Source organism: Oceanobacillus sp. FSL W7-1293, from assembly GCF_037969815.1.
Taxonomy (GTDB): Bacteria; Bacillota; Bacilli; order Bacillales; family Amphibacillaceae; genus Oceanobacillus; species Oceanobacillus oncorhynchi.
In genome coordinates this window covers 3,765,318-3,782,229 of the sequence record NZ_CP150212.1, presented here as the reverse complement: position 1 = coordinate 3,782,229, position 16,912 = coordinate 3,765,318, and the positions used below count along the sequence as shown (strand labels likewise).

17 protein-coding genes are annotated in these 16,912 nt (G+C 40.0%); all 17 read left to right on the top strand.

Going from position 1 to position 16,912, the window contains the following annotated elements:
• Positions 1–2: 2 nt before the first annotated feature.
• The 17 genes from flgK (at position 3) to MKY65_RS18485 (ending at position 16,567) form a co-directional block, all read left to right on the top strand.
• The gene (gene flgK / locus MKY65_RS18565; RefSeq protein ID WP_339179446.1) at positions 3–1,478 is read left to right on the top strand and encodes a flagellar hook-associated protein FlgK; all 1,476 of its coding nucleotides are present in this window, start codon (positions 3–5) and stop codon (positions 1,476–1,478) included.
• A gap of 9 nt (positions 1,479–1,487) precedes the next feature.
• Positions 1,488–2,369 (top strand): flagellar hook-associated protein FlgL, encoded by an 882-nt coding sequence (gene flgL / locus MKY65_RS18560; protein ID WP_339179444.1) that lies wholly within the window; start codon positions 1,488–1,490, stop codon positions 2,367–2,369.
• 181 nt (positions 2,370–2,550) lie between these two features.
• Positions 2,551–3,114 carry a DUF6470 family protein gene (locus tag MKY65_RS18555; protein ID WP_339179442.1) on the top strand — a complete coding sequence of 188 codons (564 nt, stop codon included), beginning with the start codon at positions 2,551–2,553 and terminating at the stop codon, positions 3,112–3,114.
• Between the two features lie 12 nt (positions 3,115–3,126).
• Positions 3,127–3,573, top strand: a complete 447-nt coding sequence (fliW, locus tag MKY65_RS18550; RefSeq protein WP_339179440.1) for a flagellar assembly protein FliW — start codon at positions 3,127–3,129, stop codon at positions 3,571–3,573.
• Positions 3,573–3,797 (top strand): carbon storage regulator CsrA, encoded by a 225-nt coding sequence (csrA, locus tag MKY65_RS18545; protein WP_040978816.1) that lies wholly within the window; start codon positions 3,573–3,575, stop codon positions 3,795–3,797. The genes fliW and csrA overlap by 1 nt, the downstream gene beginning before the upstream one ends.
• 113 nt (positions 3,798–3,910) lie before the next feature.
• Positions 3,911–4,270 carry a flagellar protein FlaG gene (gene flaG / locus MKY65_RS18540; RefSeq protein ID WP_339179438.1) on the top strand — a complete coding sequence of 120 codons (360 nt, stop codon included), beginning with the start codon at positions 3,911–3,913 and terminating at the stop codon, positions 4,268–4,270.
• 12 nt (positions 4,271–4,282) lie between these two features.
• Complete coding sequence (fliD, locus tag MKY65_RS18535; RefSeq protein WP_339179437.1) at positions 4,283–5,764, top strand: flagellar filament capping protein FliD; 1,482 nt, start codon at positions 4,283–4,285, stop codon at positions 5,762–5,764.
• A 19-nt stretch (positions 5,765–5,783) separates the two neighbouring features.
• On the top strand, positions 5,784–6,185 hold the full coding sequence (gene fliS / locus MKY65_RS18530) for a flagellar export chaperone FliS (protein WP_339179436.1): 402 nt from the start codon (positions 5,784–5,786) through the stop codon (positions 6,183–6,185).
• On the top strand, positions 6,185–6,538 hold the full coding sequence (locus MKY65_RS18525; RefSeq protein WP_339179433.1) for a flagellar protein FliT: 354 nt from the start codon (positions 6,185–6,187) through the stop codon (positions 6,536–6,538). The genes fliS and MKY65_RS18525 overlap by 1 nt, the downstream gene beginning before the upstream one ends.
• A gap of 309 nt (positions 6,539–6,847) precedes the next feature.
• Positions 6,848–7,402 carry a ribosome-associated translation inhibitor RaiA gene (raiA, locus tag MKY65_RS18520; RefSeq protein ID WP_042530193.1) on the top strand — a complete coding sequence of 185 codons (555 nt, stop codon included), beginning with the start codon at positions 6,848–6,850 and terminating at the stop codon, positions 7,400–7,402.
• Positions 7,403–7,823: 421 nt separating this feature from the next.
• Entirely contained in the window at positions 7,824–7,970 is a 147-nt protein-coding gene (locus tag MKY65_RS18515) for a hypothetical protein (RefSeq protein ID WP_175297008.1), read from the top strand.
• Between the two features lie 356 nt (positions 7,971–8,326).
• Complete coding sequence (secA, locus tag MKY65_RS18510) at positions 8,327–10,846, top strand: preprotein translocase subunit SecA (protein ID WP_339179430.1); 2,520 nt, start codon at positions 8,327–8,329, stop codon at positions 10,844–10,846.
• Between the two features lie 156 nt (positions 10,847–11,002).
• Positions 11,003–12,104, top strand: a protein-coding gene (gene prfB / locus MKY65_RS18505) for a peptide chain release factor 2 (RefSeq protein WP_339179427.1) whose coding sequence is annotated in 2 segments (ribosomal slippage) — positions 11,003–11,074 and positions 11,076–12,104 — 1,101 coding nt in all. Because the reading frame shifts where the segments join, the coding sequence is not laid out codon by codon here.
• A 94-nt stretch (positions 12,105–12,198) separates the two neighbouring features.
• On the top strand, positions 12,199–12,513 hold the full coding sequence (locus MKY65_RS18500; RefSeq protein ID WP_339179424.1) for a cytochrome c: 315 nt from the start codon (positions 12,199–12,201) through the stop codon (positions 12,511–12,513).
• A 664-nt stretch (positions 12,514–13,177) separates the two neighbouring features.
• Complete coding sequence (gene ftsE / locus MKY65_RS18495) at positions 13,178–13,864, top strand: cell division ATP-binding protein FtsE (protein WP_339179423.1); 687 nt, start codon at positions 13,178–13,180, stop codon at positions 13,862–13,864.
• On the top strand, positions 13,854–14,750 hold the full coding sequence (ftsX, locus tag MKY65_RS18490; protein WP_339179420.1) for a permease-like cell division protein FtsX: 897 nt from the start codon (positions 13,854–13,856) through the stop codon (positions 14,748–14,750). The genes ftsE and ftsX overlap by 11 nt, the downstream gene beginning before the upstream one ends.
• Positions 14,751–14,944: 194 nt before the next feature.
• A complete protein-coding gene (locus MKY65_RS18485; protein ID WP_339179418.1) occupies positions 14,945–16,567 on the top strand; it encodes a peptidoglycan DD-metalloendopeptidase family protein in 1,623 nt (540 codons plus the stop codon).
• Positions 16,568–16,912: the final 345 nt, after the last annotated feature.

Here is a 16,912-nt window from a genome sequence, read left to right as displayed (position 1 = left end):
GCATGAGTACGTTCCGAGGATTAGAAATGGCACGTCAGGCACTGAGTACACAGCAAAGTGCTTTATATACAACCGGGCATAATATTTCCAATGCCAATACACCTGGATACTCCAGACAGCGCGTGAATATGCAGGCAATGAATGCTTACCCGACGCCGGGAATGAACAGTCCGCACCTGCCTGGTCAGATGGGGACAGGAGTAGAAGCTGGGTCTGTCCAGCGTATCCGTAATCAATTTTTAGATACCCAATTTCGGTCGGAGAATGCTTCTGTAGGCTATTGGTCTCAACGGACAGAGGCACTTTCAAGAATGGAAAATTTATTGAATGAGCCGAGCGATTCAGGCATCGAAGCAGCAATGAGTGATTTCTGGAGTGCGTTGCAGACTGCATCTACCACCCCGGGCGAAAATGGGGGGCGTGCAGTTATCCTGAGCAGAGGGGAAGCGCTGGCTGATACGTTCAATCATCTGTCGTCTTCGATGAATACCATTCGTACGGATTTACAAACGGAGACAGAGAATACAATTAATCAAGCAAATAGTATGATTGAAAATCTGAAAGATATCAATTCTCAAATTAAAAAGCTCGAAACACATGGGTATACTGCCAATGATTTATATGATCGGCGCGATAATATTTTAGATGAGCTTTCAGAAATTGTGAATATTGATGTGTCCTATAATAAAGATCATATTCCGGGCGGAAAGCAGGGAGATGGTGTCGCGATAGTGAATATTATCGTTGCAGATGGTGAGCCGGTGAATATCGTTAATGGGGTGACAGGAGAAACCCAGCAGATCGATGATCCGGTTTATACAGAAATTAATGGAATGAAAGTTTTTGAAAGCATCAATGTAGGTGATGTGGATATTACATCCTCCAGAGGCACAATCCAAAGTTATGTACATGCTTCCGGATATGCGGAGGGCGAAGGAGAGAACGCTGTAGCAAAAGGCGATTTTCCGGAGATGCTTGAAAAGCTGGATAATCTGGCACATGCGATTGTAACCAGCTTCAATGAACTTCATAAAGAGGGGGACTCAGGGCTGCCATTTTTTGAAGAGTTAACGGATGCACAGGGAGCTGCCGGGAAAATGGCGGTTGCATTAAAAGACCGTTCCGACGTTAATGTGTCAAGAGAAGGAAATTCAGGAGACCTGGCAAGAGATTTGTCGAATGTCTTTACAAGTGCCAATGAGGATTTAGATGGTGTCTCTGTGAATGGTTATCTGGAATCCATTATCGGTGAAGTCGGGGTGGATGCTAAACACGCCATCACGATGCTGGATAATACAGCGACATTACAGCATCAGGTGAATAACCAGCGTCAATCGATCAGTGCAGTTTCTCTGGATGAAGAAATGACAAACATGATTAAATTCCAGCATGCATACAATGCAGCAGCCCGCGGGATGACAGCGATGGATGAATTAATAGATACAATTATCAACCGAATGGGATTGGTAGGAAGGTAGGTTAGAAAAATGCGTGTAACTCAAAGTATGCTTTCCAATAACTTATTACGTAATTTATCACATAACAGTACGCAAATGAATAAATATATGGATCAGCTGTACACGGGGAAAAAGATATCCAAGCCTTCTGATGATCCGATGATTGCGATGAAGGGCGTTTCGTACCGTTCCGAATTAGCACGAATTGAACAATTTGAACGGAATACCTCTGAAGTGAACAGCTGGCTGGATAATACGGATGCTGCCATTGACCAGACGAATCATGCGATGCAGCGGTTAAAAGAGCTGGCAGTAAAGGCAAGCAATGGGACAAACAGCAGCGACGAATACCAGAGTATTGTAGAAGAAGCAAAGCAATTAAAAGAGCATTTAGTAGATATTGCGAATACGAGTGTGAATGGAAAATACATTTTTAACGGCACGAACTCGAATGTACAGCCAGTAACAATAGGCGAAGATGGAGAACTGACAGTTGATTTTGCAGATGATGATATGATTATGGAAGTTTCAAGCGGGATTACTGTAAAAGCAAATACAGATGGATCTACCGTTTTTGGTGAGAATGGAGATTTATTTGCAACGGTGGATAGCTTTATTTCACGCCTTGTAGACGGAGAAGGTATTGAAGCAAGCATTGGCGAATTAGAAGCATCGATTGGCGGCGTTCTTGATTCACGTGCAGAAATCGGTGCCCGCATGAATCGGGTAGAGCTTGTCGAAAACCGCTTAGCCGATCAAAAAATCGTCACGACAAAAACGTTATCTGATAATGAGGACGTCGATTTTGCAGAGGCAATTACGAACCTGATTACACAAGAGAGTCTTCATCGGGCAGCACTTTCAGCAGGTTCTCGTATTATCCAGCCTTCTCTGGTTGACTTTTTACGATAAGGACATGTTCACGTGAAAGTTTGTTGACGTATAAAACACCCTGCCCACTATGTTGTTTGGAGCAGGGTGTTTTTTATCTAATAGGAAAGTTTTGTTTGTAAGACGGATGTGAGCATGTTATTCACCCAAAGGCTTAGCCAAGCCAATGTTTTCTAAATCATGCGATGGAGAGGGAAAAGAGATGGAGATTCCACAAATTAGAATGCATTCACAGCCGGCAAAAATACAAATTCAAACAGAGTCGGCACAATTACATATGTCACAGCCGTCTAGTGATTTAACCATCAGACAGCCCAAAGCAGAAATCTCCATGCGTACGAAACAAGGAAAGCTAAACATCGATCAGAGCCAGGCGTGGGAGGACATGAATTTATTAAGTGCGAAAAAAAGCATCGCCAAAAATGCGCAGGCCGGGGAACAGGCGGCTGCTCAAGGGACTGCCAGAAGAGCACGGCAGGGCAATGCATTAATGCGCATTGAAAATAGTGCAGATCCCATCAAGGCACAAGCGATGGAAAACGCATTTTCAGAGCAAAAAAGATTGGGAATTACATTTATTCCTTCTACCTTTGCTGTAAAAACTTCCTATGAACCGGCAGATTTAGATATTCAGGTGCAAACACATCAGCCGGTGATTGAAGGAAGAGCCAATAAACCAATGATGCAATATACACCTGGAAGTATAGAAACCTCCCTCGCCCAGCGTCCGGAGCTAACAATAGAAGTAATCAATACAAAAATATAAGGAGTGTGCACCATGAAGATGCCATCTGCGTACTTAGGTGAAATCGAAGTCGATGAGTCAAAAATAATTACATTTCCATCCGGAATACCCGGATTTTCAGAGTCCAAACAATTTGTATTACTGGAATTTCCAGATAACCAGATGTTTCATATTTTACAATCGGCAGATAATGCGCAATTAGCTTTTATCATTACCGACCCCTATTATCTTTATCAGGATTATGTGTTTGAACTGGAACCCTCTACTATTGACCTTTTAAAAATAAAAGACCGCAATGATGTAGCTATCTACACGATTGTCACTGTAAATAAACCCTTTACGGACAGCACCATTAACCTGAAAGCGCCAATTGTGATTCACGTTAAAGAAAACTTGGCAAAACAGGTCGTCCTTCAAACGGATGCATATTCATCCAGAACGCCAATCAACCGGCCTTCCCATGAAAAGGAGGAAAAATAATGCTTGTACTTTCCAGAAAAAGAAATGAAGCCATCCAAATCGGTGACGATATTGAAGTAGAAGTAATTGCGATTGAAGGGGATCAGGTCAAGCTGGGTATTCGTGCGCCAAAGTCAGTAGATATCTACCGGCAGGAGATTTATGTAGATATCAAAAACCAAAATAATCAGGCGGCACAGATTGATCAAAACCTCTTTGATTTCTTAAAAGGAGAAAAACTATAAACTTTTTATCGTACAGATAAACTTGACAATCATGCTATAAAACTTGTATTTAACCCTTTACATTTTCCAAGAGTAGCCGATATAAAAGATAAACAGTAAGGAGTTGTGACCTGATGGTTGTAAATAAAGCTGGAGTGCAGGACACTTCATTTATTCCTCATCCCATTAAGGCTGTTACATCCCCCGCCGCTTTACCGTCTGAAGCAAAAGAAAAAGAAGTAACCAAGACAGAAACGAGCAAAGCAGTGAGTAAAGAACAAGTAGAGCTGGTTATTGAAAAAATGAATGGCTTTTTAGAGCCGGTCAGAAGAAATGTAAAGTTTGAAATGCACGATAAATTGGAAAAGTATTATGTTACTGTTGTAGATGCAGATAAAGACGAGGTTATACGAGAAATTCCTCCAAAAAAGTTATTGGATATGTATGCAGAAATGGCCGATTTCATGGGCCTGTTAATCAATAAAAAGATATAGAGGTGAGTGAATATGCGAATTGGCGGATTGGCAAGTGGAATTGATACAGAATCGATGATCAAAGATTTAATGAATGCAGAGAGAATCCCGCTTGATAAAATGCATCAGGACCGGACAAAGCTGGAATGGAAACGCGATGCTTTCCGGGACGTTAATAAATTATTAGGCAACTTTGACCAGAATATGATTTTGAATATGAAATTGAGTGAAACTTTTAATAAAAAGATTATTTCCTCGACACAGGAGGATGCGGTTCGTGCTACGGGAAATGCTGGCGCGAATGGCGGTACGTATCGGATTAAGGTGGAGCAGTTGGCTAGTTCTGCTATTAATGTAAGTGAGTCGGATAAAATGCAGATTAATGCTGAAGATACGCTTGATCCATCAATGGGACCAATTGAATTTTCAACATATGATAAAGCCGGTGAAAAAATAGATCATAGCTATGAGATTCAATCTGGAGATAAACTTTCTGATGTTATTAAAAGAATTAATGACGATAAAGATAGCCCTGTTCGTTTAAGCTACGATGAAAATGCAAATACAGTCATATTAGAAGCTACTCGAACTGGGAAATATAACAAAGCTGAAGGTGGAAAGGAAATTACGTTTACTGATAGTAGCTTTTTTGCCAACCTAGGTTTGAATGATGAAAATGAAGAAGGCGCCCAAAATGCAGAATTTACCTATAATGGCGCTTATAAAGTCACAACCCAGGACAACCATTATCAGCTAAATGGCGTTACCTTCCAATTTCTAAATAAAACAGAAGGCGAAGCAACCCTAAACGTAACCAACGATATTGACCATACCGTTGAAAAAATTACCGAGTTTGTGGAAGCTTATAATGAAATTGTTGAGAAAATTAATGAATCGCAGCGTGAACAGGTTTTCCGTGATTTTCCTCCGTTAACAGATGAACAAAAATCAGATATGTCCGAGCGTGAAATTGAGCTTTGGGAAGAAAAAGCAAAAAGCGGAATGCTGCGGGGAGAATCATTCTTATCTAGTGGATTATCCAGCATGCGGCAAAGCTGGTATGGAACAGTGAAAAATGATGGAGCCTTCACTTCATTAACAGAAATCGGAATTGAAACGTCAGCTGACTATATGGATGGCGGAAAGCTGGTTATTAATGAAGCAGAGTTGCGGGAGGCGCTAGCTGCCGATCCAGAAAGTGTGCAAAGACTCTTCTCCAATAATGTAGAGGGAGAAGGAAGAGGACTGATCAATCGGTTGGAGGATTCTGTAGAGAATACCATCGGTCAAATTAATCAGCGTGCTGGTAAAGCAACCAGTGTATCCTTAGATGGGTATGCACTAGGGAAACGCATGGAGGAAATCAACAGCCGTATTGAGAATTTTGAGCGTCGTTTGGAAAACGTCGAATCGCGTTATTGGAGACAATTCTCAGAGATGGAGCGTGCTATTTCCATGATGAATCAGCAATCCGATATGCTGATGTCGAATTTTGCTCCTGGACTGGCACAATAAGAAAGAAGGGTGACGCAATATGAGTAGTAATAAAGCATATCAAACCTATCAAAATAACGCTGTTAATACAGCATCAGGCGGAGAACTGACGCTGATGCTCTATAATGGCTGTATTAAATTTATTAAACAAGCAAGGAAAGAGATGGATAACAACCATTTTGCTGCTAAAAATACCAATATCCAAAAAGCGCAGAAAATCATTAATGAACTCATGGTGACATTGGATATGAATATGGAAATCTCTCACCAGATGATGCCGTTATACGACTATATGCATAATCTATTAACAGAAGCGAATATAAAGAATGATACTGAAAAATTAGAAGAGGCACTCAGCTATGCAGAGGAATTTCGCGATGTTTGGAAACAGGTTATTCTAAAGGATCGTCAGCAGAAATACAGTCAGGGTGCTTCGATCTGATGAACCGGATCATACCTATCTACCAACTAACAGAGCGCATGCAGCAGCTATTATCCCAGGATATCGATTCGCATAATCGGGAAGAGGTTATCAGTACCTTTCAAAAATTGATGGAAGAGAGAGGGAAGCTGCTTGAAGCGATAGCTCCTCCATACACAGAGGATGAAGACAAGCTGGGAAAAGCAGTCGTCCCTATGAACCAAGATATTGAGCAAAAGATAAAATTTATATTCTTTGCTTTAAAAAATGAAATGAAGCAGGTACAGCAGCAAAAGAAATCAACATCAAGCTATTCCAATCCATATAAAAATATGCAAAGCATGGACGGCATGTTTTTAGATCAGAAAAAATAAAGGTTTATTACCTTCAAAAAGAGATAATCAGCAATGGCCAAGCTGGTTATCTCTTTTTAGAAGAGAGGATGCTTTACTTTCTGTCTGAGACGGAGAGAAGGAAAAGAATAGAAGGATATGTTTCTGGTAAATCGAATTCAAACATAACTTCGAATTTTGTCAAAAAACTTTAATCTTTCTAAACCTTGCATATACAGGGGTTGGCCCGGATGAATAGAAAACGTTTACGAAAAATAAGGGTTTAGACAAGAGAAGTTTGTGAAATAGTGATATAATATATTTATAAAAGTAAAGAAGGAGGACACTTATATGAAATTTAATATTAGAGGCGAAAATATTGAGGTTACAAACGCTATTCGAGAGTATGTTGAGAAGAAAATCAGCAAACTGGAAAGATATTTTGATTCCGCTCCGACTAGCGATGTGCATGTAAATCTAAGTGTCTATAATGATGAACAGCGCATTGAGGTTACCATCCCAATGACAAATCTCTTACTGCGTGCAGAGGTACAGCATATTGACTTATATGCTGCTGTAGACTTAGCCGTAGATAAATTAGAAAGACAAATTCGCAAACATAAAACTAAAATCAATCGTAAATTCAGACAAAACGGCGCTCCTAAGCATGCTTTTGCTGAATTAGAAAAAGAAGCAAAACTGGCATCTGAAGAAAATGAAAATCAAATTGAATTAGTACGTACCAAACGTTTTAACTTAAAACCAATGGATTCTGAAGAAGCAATTCTGCAAATGGATATGCTTGGACACAGCTTCTTTGTATTTACCAATGATCAATCTGGAGAAACCAATGTAGTTTATAAACGCCGTGATGGAAAATACGGATTGATTGAACCGCATGTTTAAATCAAAATAAAATAGTATATTAATAGAAAAAGCAGAATATCACTTCCGATGCAGGAGGCAATATCCTGCTTTTTTCATTTTTACGAGATTGCTAAAAAGTTTTTTTGATCAAGAAATGAAATATCTACGGATCATAGAAATCGCCCACAGAGTGCGTATGTACAGGATTTGTTGTGGTAAAGGAAGAATAAATAAGCCAAAAAATTTATCATTTTCATCCAATCGGTGAAATTTTGTCGAAAAAAACATCAAACTGGCGTTTTTGTTCAGTTTATACGGGTAAACGCGTCTTTTTTACAGCCAAAAACACAGTTTGTCTGGACAAACTGTGTTTTTGGCTGTTGAAAAATGGAGTTTGCTGATTCGCTGGAAAAGAAGGCATGTGGTATAAATAAATTAGAAAGTAAAGGGGGGCAGTCAAATGCAGTATACGACGCAGCGAGTGCTGGATGAATTGGAACAGCGGGTAAGTCAGCATGAACATACAATTCAGCAGCTATTACGTATTGTAGGAAACCTCAATAAGCATCTTGCACAGATATCCTCTGAACAAAAAGAAAAAGTTTAAAAATAGTGTATCTATAATCGATACTACTCTTCGCAAAACAACCTCGGAAGATCACTTCATTCAGGACTGAAATCAACATTTCAGTTCTTTTTTTATACATACAGGAGGTCAGTCAGTATATTGATAATTAGCTTGTGCCAGAAAGAGACCCTGCTGGGAACGAAACGGACAATGTAAGTTGTCATAACGGTTTAGGAAGTGTTATGATTACTTATATTGACTATTGCCTATCAGACATGGTAAATTTATCAGCTACGATATCATTACCTTTAAATAATGGTATATGACATATAATTTTTGAATCAAGTGTAATTCTATAAGCAATAAAAGTTTCAATTAACTGAGGAGCGTTCATAATGGCAGGAATTTTAACGAAGATTTTTGGTGACGGAAATCAAAAACAAGTGAAGCGTATCGAAAAACAGGTGGACAAGATCGAAGCATTAGAGCCTGAGGTACAGAAGCTTTCAGATAATGATTTACAGAAGAAAACAGAGGAATTTAAGGAACGGGTCGCAAATGGAGAAGAATTGGACAACCTTCTTGTAGAAGCATATGCGGTTGTTCGTGAAGCCTCTAAGCGTGTGCTCGGAATGCGGCCTTTCCGTACGCAGTTAGTCGGTGCGGTAGCGCTGCATAATGGAAATATATCTGAAATGAAAACAGGGGAAGGGAAAACGTTGGCTTCCACGATGCCAGCGTATCTTAATGCGCTTTCGGGTGAAGGTGTGCATATTATTACGGTCAATGATTATTTAGCAGATCGTGATGCGAAAGAAAATGGAGAGCTGTTTGCTTTTTTAGGATTAACGGTCGGTTTAAACCATAATGGTCTCCCTAAGGAAGATAAGCGTAAAGCGTATCAAGCAGATATTACTTATGGAACAAATAATGAATTTGGTTTTGACTATTTAAGAGATAACATGGTGTTATATAAAGAACAGATGGTGCAGCGTCCATTGAATTATGCCATTATCGATGAGGTTGACTCGATTTTAATTGATGAAGCCCGTACGCCATTGATTATTTCCGGGTCAGCAAAAAAATCTGCATCGCTCTATCAGCAGGCAGATCAATTTGTGCGTACACTGCAGAAGGAAACAGATTATACCTTTGAGGAAAAAACAAAGGCAGTACAATTAACGGAACAAGGAATTGATAAAGCAGAGAAATTCTTCAGTATCGAAAATTTATTTGAATTATCACATGTTTCTTTAACGCATCATATTAATCAGGCATTAAAAGCGCATGTATCCATGCATAAAGATACGGATTATATGGTAGAAGAAGGCGAAGTCATTATTATCGACCAGTTTACTGGACGTAAAATGAAAGGCCGCCGCTATAGTGATGGTCTGCATCAGGCAATTGAAGCTAAGGAAAACTTACAAATACAAAATGAGAGTATGACGCTTGCTTCGATTACTTTCCAGAACTATTTCCGTATGTACAAAAAATTGTCTGGTATGACAGGTACAGCAAAAACAGAAGAAGAAGAGTTCAGAAGCATCTATAATATGGATGTTATTGCTATCCCAACTAATCAGCCAGTTCAAAGAGATGACCGTGCAGATCAAATTTATAAAACGATGGAAGGCAAGTTTAAATCTGTTGTCAATAACATCAAAGAGCGTCATGAAATGGGTCAGCCGGTTCTGGTCGGTACGGTAGCGGTAGAGACCTCTGAATTGATTTCACAGATGCTCAAGCGCGCGGGAGTAAAGCATGAAGTACTAAATGCGAAAAACCACTTCCGTGAGGCGGAAATTATTGAAAATGCCGGTCAGAGGGGTGCAGTAACCATCGCAACCAACATGGCGGGCCGCGGTACAGATATTAAATTAGGAGACGGTGTAAAAGACCTTGGCGGACTGGCTGTCATCGGCACGGAACGACACGAATCACGTCGGATTGATAATCAGCTCCGCGGACGTTCCGGACGTCAGGGTGATCCGGGAATATCCCAATTTTTCTTATCTATGGAAGATGAGCTGATGCGCCGTTTCGGTTCAGATAATTTGAAAGCAATGATGGAAAGGCTTGGCATGGATGATGACCAGCCAATTGAAAGTAAAATGGTTTCCCGTGCAGTAGAATCTGCTCAGAAACGTGTGGAAGGAAATAACTACGATGCACGTAAAACGGTTCTGTCTTATGATGATGTGCTTCGTGAGCAGCGTGAGATTATTTATAAACAGCGCTTTGACGTCATTGATTCTGAAACCAACCTGCGTGAAATCATTATAAATATGATTCAGTCTACCGTAGAGCGAATTGTTGCAACGCATACACAGGATAATGATGAAGATAAATGGAACCTGGATGCTATTGTGGAATATGTAGAAGGGAACTTATTAGATCAAGGCGATATCACAACAGCAGAGCTTCAGGATAAGGAAGCAGATGAAATAACTGGCATTATTATGGAAAAAGTGAATAGCCGTTATGATGCAAAAGAAGCAGAGCTTACACCGGAGCAGTTTGTTGAGTTTGAAAAAGTTATTTTACTGCGTACAGTAGATACAAAATGGATGGACCATATTGACCAGATGGATCAGCTTCGCCAGGGTATTCATTTACGTGCTTACGGTCAGAACGATCCGCTGCGTGAATATCAAATGGAAGGCTTCACGATGTTTGAAGAAATGATTGCAAGCATTGAAGAGGAAGTATCCAAATATGTGATGAAAGCACAGATTCAGGATAATCTGCAGCGTCAGGAAGTCGTTAAAAATACGCAAGCTGTTTCTGGAGGAGGCGACGGTCAGAAGAAAAAATCCAGAAAACCAGTTGTGAAAAATAATACCGTAGGACGAAATGATCCTTGTCCATGCGGCAGCGGTAAAAAATATAAAAACTGTCATGGTAAGCAATAAGCTAAACGGCGTTCATTTGAAACAACACCCCGTTCAATAGTGGATACAACGGCTATATTGGCGGGGAAAACCGGCTGGGGGAAAACAGAGAGCTTTCCTGGAAAGAGCATCTGTTATACCATGGCAAGGAAAAGCTATATTAGGAGGAATCAGTATATGGAATTAAGCGAAATTAAACAGGAACTGGAAAAAATAACTTCACGTGTTGAAGATTTCAGGGGGTCTCTTTGACCTCGAACAAAAGAAAGCGCGGATTGCTGAATTAGAAGCATTGATGGCTGACCCTGCTTTTTGGGATGATCAGAATCAAGCGCAAACGGTTATTCAAGAATCGAATGGATTAAAAAGCTACGTCGATTCTTTTGAAGAAATGGAAGAAACATTAGATAATCTGGAAGTATCTTATGAGCTGGTTAAAGAGGAAAATGACCAAGAGTTATTTGAAGACCTGCAGTCAGAGCTGAAGGATTTTAAAGAGAAAGTAAATAAATTTGAATTACAGCTCTTATTGAGTGAGCCTTATGATGCGAATAATGCCATTTTAGAGCTGCACCCAGGAGCAGGCGGTACAGAATCGCAGGACTGGGCAAGTATGCTGCTGCGTATGTATCAGCGCTGGGCGGAAAGCCATTCGTTTTCTGTGGAAACCATTGATTACCTTCCCGGAGATGAAGCCGGTGTGAAAAGTGTTACGTTATTAATCAAAGGTCATAACGTCTATGGCTATTTAAAAGCAGAAAAAGGGGTTCATCGCCTTGTCCGAATTTCTCCTTTTGATTCATCAGGGAGACGGCATACATCTTTTGTATCCTGTGATGTGACACCAGAGATGAGCGACGACGTAGATATTGATGTGAAAACAGAGGATTTAAAAATAGACACGTATCGTGCAAGCGGCGCCGGCGGACAGCATGTCAATACGACGGATTCGGCTGTACGGATTACGCATCTTCCGACAAATATCATCGTTACCTGCCAAAATGAACGTTCCCAGATCAAAAACCGGGAACAAGCGATGAAAATGTTAAAATCAAAGCTTTATCAGCTGGAGATTGAAAAGCAGCGGCAAGAACTAGCTGAAATTCGCGGAGAACAAATGGAAATCGGCTGGGGAAGCCAGATTCGTTCGTATGTTTTCCATCCATATTCGATGGTCAAGGATCATAGAACAGATGTAGAGACAGGGAATACGCAGGCGGTAATGGATGGTAGCCTGGATATATTTATTGACGGATATCTCCGTTCCCAAATGAAATAAACCCCAATTGTCCTTTTTTGTTCATAATGATTTATGTAGAATGAAACAGGAGAAGATATACTAATAGTAGCAACTGGCAAGGAGGATTGAGGCGATGAAAAAAGGATTAGCTGCCTTGTTCCTGGGAATGGTTATTATTCTGGGAGCTTGCGGTAATGCAGACGATACCAACAGCGATTCAGCTGAAAATTTAGAAGCTGGCGAGGAAGTGTATCGCAATAACTGTGCTAACTGTCATGGTGCTGACCTTTCTGGAAATGGCGGTCCTGAACTGCTTGATATTGGATCAAAATATTCTCAGGAACAAATTGAGGATATCGTCCAAGAAGGTATCGGCAGCATGCCGCCGCAGTCGCAAGTAGAAGGGCAAGACTTAGAGGAATTAGCATCCTGGTTAACTGAACAATAGGGGACGGACAGACGTTTGCTTTACGGCAAGCGTCTGTGTCTCTTCTTCTCAATTTATTTAGAAAAAGTATTTTAAAAGCATTGATATTTCGCCATTGTCAGGTTTATTTTCATAGTTCTTCGCTTATTAGATATAGCAGGTTAATGCTGCTTTTGACTTGAATATTCAAATAGAAATAATGATAAAAATCAATCTTCTTCATGAAATACAGCGTCCCCTCCAGCCTTTTAATAATTCCAAAATCTGTCGTTTTATCACAACCCGCTCAATTACCCGTTATCCTTTAAACCAAAACATTTTCAACTAGTAAACATAAAAAATTGTCGATTATACGAAGCTGTGTTAAACTCCTCTATGCCAAGCTTGATTGGTGTTCTTTTTTGATTATTACAAGAGTTGTCGAATTGAAATAAAAATGTAATATGATTTTTTCATCATAAAATACACAGAGATGTTATAATTATTTTTGGTCGTTTAAATCTATTTAAATGAATTCTAATAACATGAAAAAGATAGAGATAAAATAGCAGAAATCAAAATATAACAGAAATATATAATAGATAGAGTTTGCGAAATATGTATTTTTTTGGCAGTTAATCAGACAGATATCAGTGACGGTTAAAGACATAAGCGGAAATAATATATTAAATTAGGTGGTCATGAAATGATAACAATGGAGAATGTATCCAAAACATATAGTAATGGTGTGACAGCACTGAACGATATAAATATACATATCGATCGTGGTGAATTTGTTTATCTTGTCGGGCCAAGCGGGGCCGGTAAATCATCATTTATTCGTTTGATTTACCGTGAAGCAAAGCCGACAAAAGGTAAGATAATCATTAATGGACGAGAATTAAGTAAAATAAAAGAAAGGCATATCCCCTACTTGCGTCGTGATATAGGGGTTGTCTTTCAGGATTTCAAACTTCTGCAAAAACTGACAGTCTATGAAAACGTGGCGTTTGCTTTAGAAGTAATCGAAACGTCGCCAAAAAGTATCAAACGCAGAGTGTCAGAAGTCTTGCAGCTTGTAGGATTAGAGGATAAAGCGAAAATGATTCCAAGTGAATTATCAGGCGGAGAGCAACAGCGTGTGGCAATTGCGCGGGCGATTGTAAATAACCCTAAGGTTGTAATAGCCGATGAACCGACAGGAAACCTGGACCCGGATACTTCATGGGGAATTATGCAAGTTTTAGATGATATTAATTCAAAAGGTACAACCATAATCATGGCAACTCACAGTAAACATATTGTTAATACAATCAAACGTCGTGTCATTGCAATTGAAGATGGGAATATAGTACGAGATCAACAGCGGGGTGACTACGGCTATGAAGTTTAGAACATTGTTAAGACATATACGTGAAGGTATGAAGAACATATTCCGGAATGGCTGGATGACCTTTGCTTCCATTGCAGCCGTAACCACAACCTTAATTCTTGTGGCTGTATTTTTGGCTTTAGTTCTAAACCTTGACCAAATGGCAAGGAATATCGAGCAGGATGTACAAATCAGTACGCTGATTGAATTAACAGCAGATGAAGATCAAATTGTCGAACTCGGCGAAGAAATTGAACAGATAGATGGTGTAGCAGAGGTTCAATTTTCTTCCAATGATAATGAATTAAAAAGCTTAATTGACAGTATGGGAGATGACGGCCAGGCGTGGGTCATGCTGGAGCAGGACAACCCGTTGAACCATGTATATATCGTGGAAGCTGACATTCCAGAGGAAACAGAGGCTATTGCAAATCAGATCAGCGAGTTAGACAGCGTAGAAGATGTATTATACGGACAAGAAGTAGTTGACCGGCTTTTCCAATTTAATAACTATGCAAGAGCAATTGGAATGGCATTGATTATAGCGCTGGTATTTACAGCTATTTTCTTAATTTCAAATACAATCAAGATAACGATTATCGCAAGAAGTACTGAAATTGGCATTCAGAAATTAGTAGGAGCAACGAATTCCTTTATTCGCTGGCCGTTCTTTGTGGAAGGGGCACTGTTAGGGATACTTGGTTCCATAACCCCAATGGCTGTTATCGTGGGAGGTTATTATTATATTTATCATAACTTACCAGGTATAACGAATACCTTCCGATTTATAGACCTTCTGCCATTCAATCCATTTGCTTGGCAGCTGTCCGGAATGGTACTGCTGATAGGAGCAGTAATTGGCGTTTGGGGAAGCGTGATGAGTGTACGTAAATTCTTAAAAGTCTAGAATACAAGAGAAATAAAGATTATGCTCCATATAGGGAAAATAAGAAAAACTCGCATTTGCTGCAAACGCAGTGAATACGAGTTTTTCTAAAATAGAATAGTCAGCTGAGCAGAAAGACATAGGGGGCAGTTTCAGCTGATAGAAAAATCACAATTTACTATAAAGCAGAAACAAAATGGAGAGGGGAACAACATATGAGAAGCTTGAGAGCACTTGCGGCATTCAGCCTGGTTACATTGCTCGCAGTCACGACACCAATACATTCTGTTTCAGCAGAGTCTGTAAAAGATGTAGAAGATGAAATCAACGAACTGGAAAAAGAGAAATCTGATCTGGAATCGGAAAAAGAGGAAGCAAAGAAAAAGAAAGATGATTCAGAGGAAAAGCTCGAATCAAACAAAAAAGAACAGAATAACGTGGAAAGTGAAATTTCTTCCATCGATGAAGAATTGAGCCAGACGCAATCCAATATCGCTGATAAAGAAGGCGAGATTGAAGCAACCAATCAGGAGATTGCAAATTTAACGAATGAAATAGAAGAATTGTCCAATCGTATTGATGAATTAGAGGAAGACATAGTAGATTTAGAAGAGCGAATCGAACAGCGGGATGCGCTCATTAAAGACCGTCTCCGCAGTATTCAGCAGAATGGCGGAGAAATTCAATACTTAGAGGTTATTTTTGGTGCACAAAATTTCAGTGAATTCGTCTCCCGCAGTACCGCGGTGAATAGAATAATGGATTCAGACAGATCTATTATGGAAGAACAGGCTAATGATAAGGCGCAGCTGGAAGATGACAAAGGGGAACTGGAAGCAAGTAAAGTGACAGTTGAGGAAAATAAGGTTGCTGTAGAAGAAAATAAAGCAGCGCTTGAAGATCAGCACGATGAACTGCTTGCATTGCAGGACCAATTAGATGAACAAATATCTGATAAAGAAACGTTATTAGCTGACTTAGAAATTGAGTATGATGAAATGGAAGAAGTGAAGTTATCAGCTGAAGAGGAGCAGCAGCTGATTGATGCTCAGGCAGCAGCGAAGCAAGCTGCATTGGAGTCTGCTCAAAGTAAAAAGGATGACATGGAACAGAAGGAAGCAGAAGAGAAGGCACGTGCTGAGGCAGAAGCAGAGCGCAAGGCAGAAGAAGAACGCCAGGCGGAAGAAGAACGCCAGGCGGAAGAAGCACGTCGAGCTGCGGCAGAAAGTGAACAAGAAGCAGAGCAGCAGGAAGAAGAAAGTGAAGAGCAGGAACAAGAGAGCCAGCCGGCAGAGGAAGAATCAGAGAGCGAAGATACTTCCAGTGAAGAAGAAACGGAACAGCAGGAAGAAGAAAGTGATGTGGACGTGCAAGTAGCCAGCGGAGCTTCCGGTGAAGTGAAATCAGAAGATGCTGCGCCAAGCAATCGTTCTGGTTTTATTCGACCAACCTCCGGACCGACCACTTCTCCTTTTGACCCGAATCGTGTGCATCCAATACATGGAGATGTCAGACCGCATAACGGAATGGATTTTGGACAAGCTGGAGAAGCGGATAAAGTAATTCGTGCAGCTGCTGATGGTGTGGTTGCTTATACTGGTTCAATGAGCGGTTATGGCAATACGGTGATGGTTACGCATAATATAAACGGCCAGGAGTATACGACCTTATATGCGCATTTGGATAGCTTTACGGTATCTAACGGCGAGACGGTAAGCCAAGGCGATCAAATCGCTGTAATGGGCAATACGGGAGGTTCCACTGGTGTCCATCTCCATTTTGAGATTCACCCTGGAGGCTATAAGAACCCGGTTGACCCGGCAGGCTACTTGAATTAATTCAAAGCTAAATAAATAGAAACCTATCAAATAATAAATCCGAACTAGTACTTCATTTGCTTTTAGGCAGAATGTGAATTAGTTCGGATTTCTTGTTATTAAATAAAGCTGCCAGAAGCATGTTCTGAATAGCCTGTTCAAAAGAAAGATTCTAGATAATGTTTGTGTGTAAAATCATAGTCATTCACTGGATAACATGATATGATTTCTTTATTAGAAAATAAATATGCTTTGTTTTACTTGAGAAGTGTCTTTATTTTTATATAGAAACATACGCTTTTTAAATGCTTTTTACGAATATCAGTTTTTCTAAATGGTTTGCTGCTTGTGATAATTTATTAATTC

Excerpts from the sequence above, each read along its gene's own strand:
- raiA (WP_042530193.1), top strand. The coding sequence starts at position 6,848 with ATGAAATTTAATATTAGAGGCGAAAATATTGAGGTTACAAACGCTATT.
- MKY65_RS18525 (WP_339179433.1), top strand. The coding sequence starts at position 6,185 with ATGAACCGGATCATACCTATCTACCAACTAACAGAGCGCATGCAGCAG.
- fliD (WP_339179437.1), top strand. The coding sequence starts at position 4,283 with ATGCGAATTGGCGGATTGGCAAGTGGAATTGATACAGAATCGATGATC.
- ftsE (WP_339179423.1), top strand. The coding sequence starts at position 13,178 with ATGATAACAATGGAGAATGTATCCAAAACATATAGTAATGGTGTGACA.
- fliS (WP_339179436.1), top strand. The coding sequence starts at position 5,784 with ATGAGTAGTAATAAAGCATATCAAACCTATCAAAATAACGCTGTTAAT.
- MKY65_RS18555 (WP_339179442.1), top strand. The coding sequence starts at position 2,551 with ATGGAGATTCCACAAATTAGAATGCATTCACAGCCGGCAAAAATACAA.
- flgL (WP_339179444.1), top strand. The coding sequence starts at position 1,488 with ATGCGTGTAACTCAAAGTATGCTTTCCAATAACTTATTACGTAATTTA.
- ftsX (WP_339179420.1), top strand. The coding sequence starts at position 13,854 with ATGAAGTTTAGAACATTGTTAAGACATATACGTGAAGGTATGAAGAAC.
- MKY65_RS18485 (WP_339179418.1), top strand. The coding sequence starts at position 14,945 with ATGAGAAGCTTGAGAGCACTTGCGGCATTCAGCCTGGTTACATTGCTC.
- flgK (WP_339179446.1), top strand. The coding sequence starts at position 3 with ATGAGTACGTTCCGAGGATTAGAAATGGCACGTCAGGCACTGAGTACA.
- secA (WP_339179430.1), top strand. The coding sequence starts at position 8,327 with ATGGCAGGAATTTTAACGAAGATTTTTGGTGACGGAAATCAAAAACAA.
- flaG (WP_339179438.1), top strand. The coding sequence starts at position 3,911 with ATGGTTGTAAATAAAGCTGGAGTGCAGGACACTTCATTTATTCCTCAT.
- fliW (WP_339179440.1), top strand. The coding sequence starts at position 3,127 with ATGAAGATGCCATCTGCGTACTTAGGTGAAATCGAAGTCGATGAGTCA.
- csrA (WP_040978816.1), top strand. The coding sequence starts at position 3,573 with ATGCTTGTACTTTCCAGAAAAAGAAATGAAGCCATCCAAATCGGTGAC.
- MKY65_RS18500 (WP_339179424.1), top strand. The coding sequence starts at position 12,199 with ATGAAAAAAGGATTAGCTGCCTTGTTCCTGGGAATGGTTATTATTCTG.
- MKY65_RS18515 (WP_175297008.1), top strand. The coding sequence starts at position 7,824 with ATGCAGTATACGACGCAGCGAGTGCTGGATGAATTGGAACAGCGGGTA.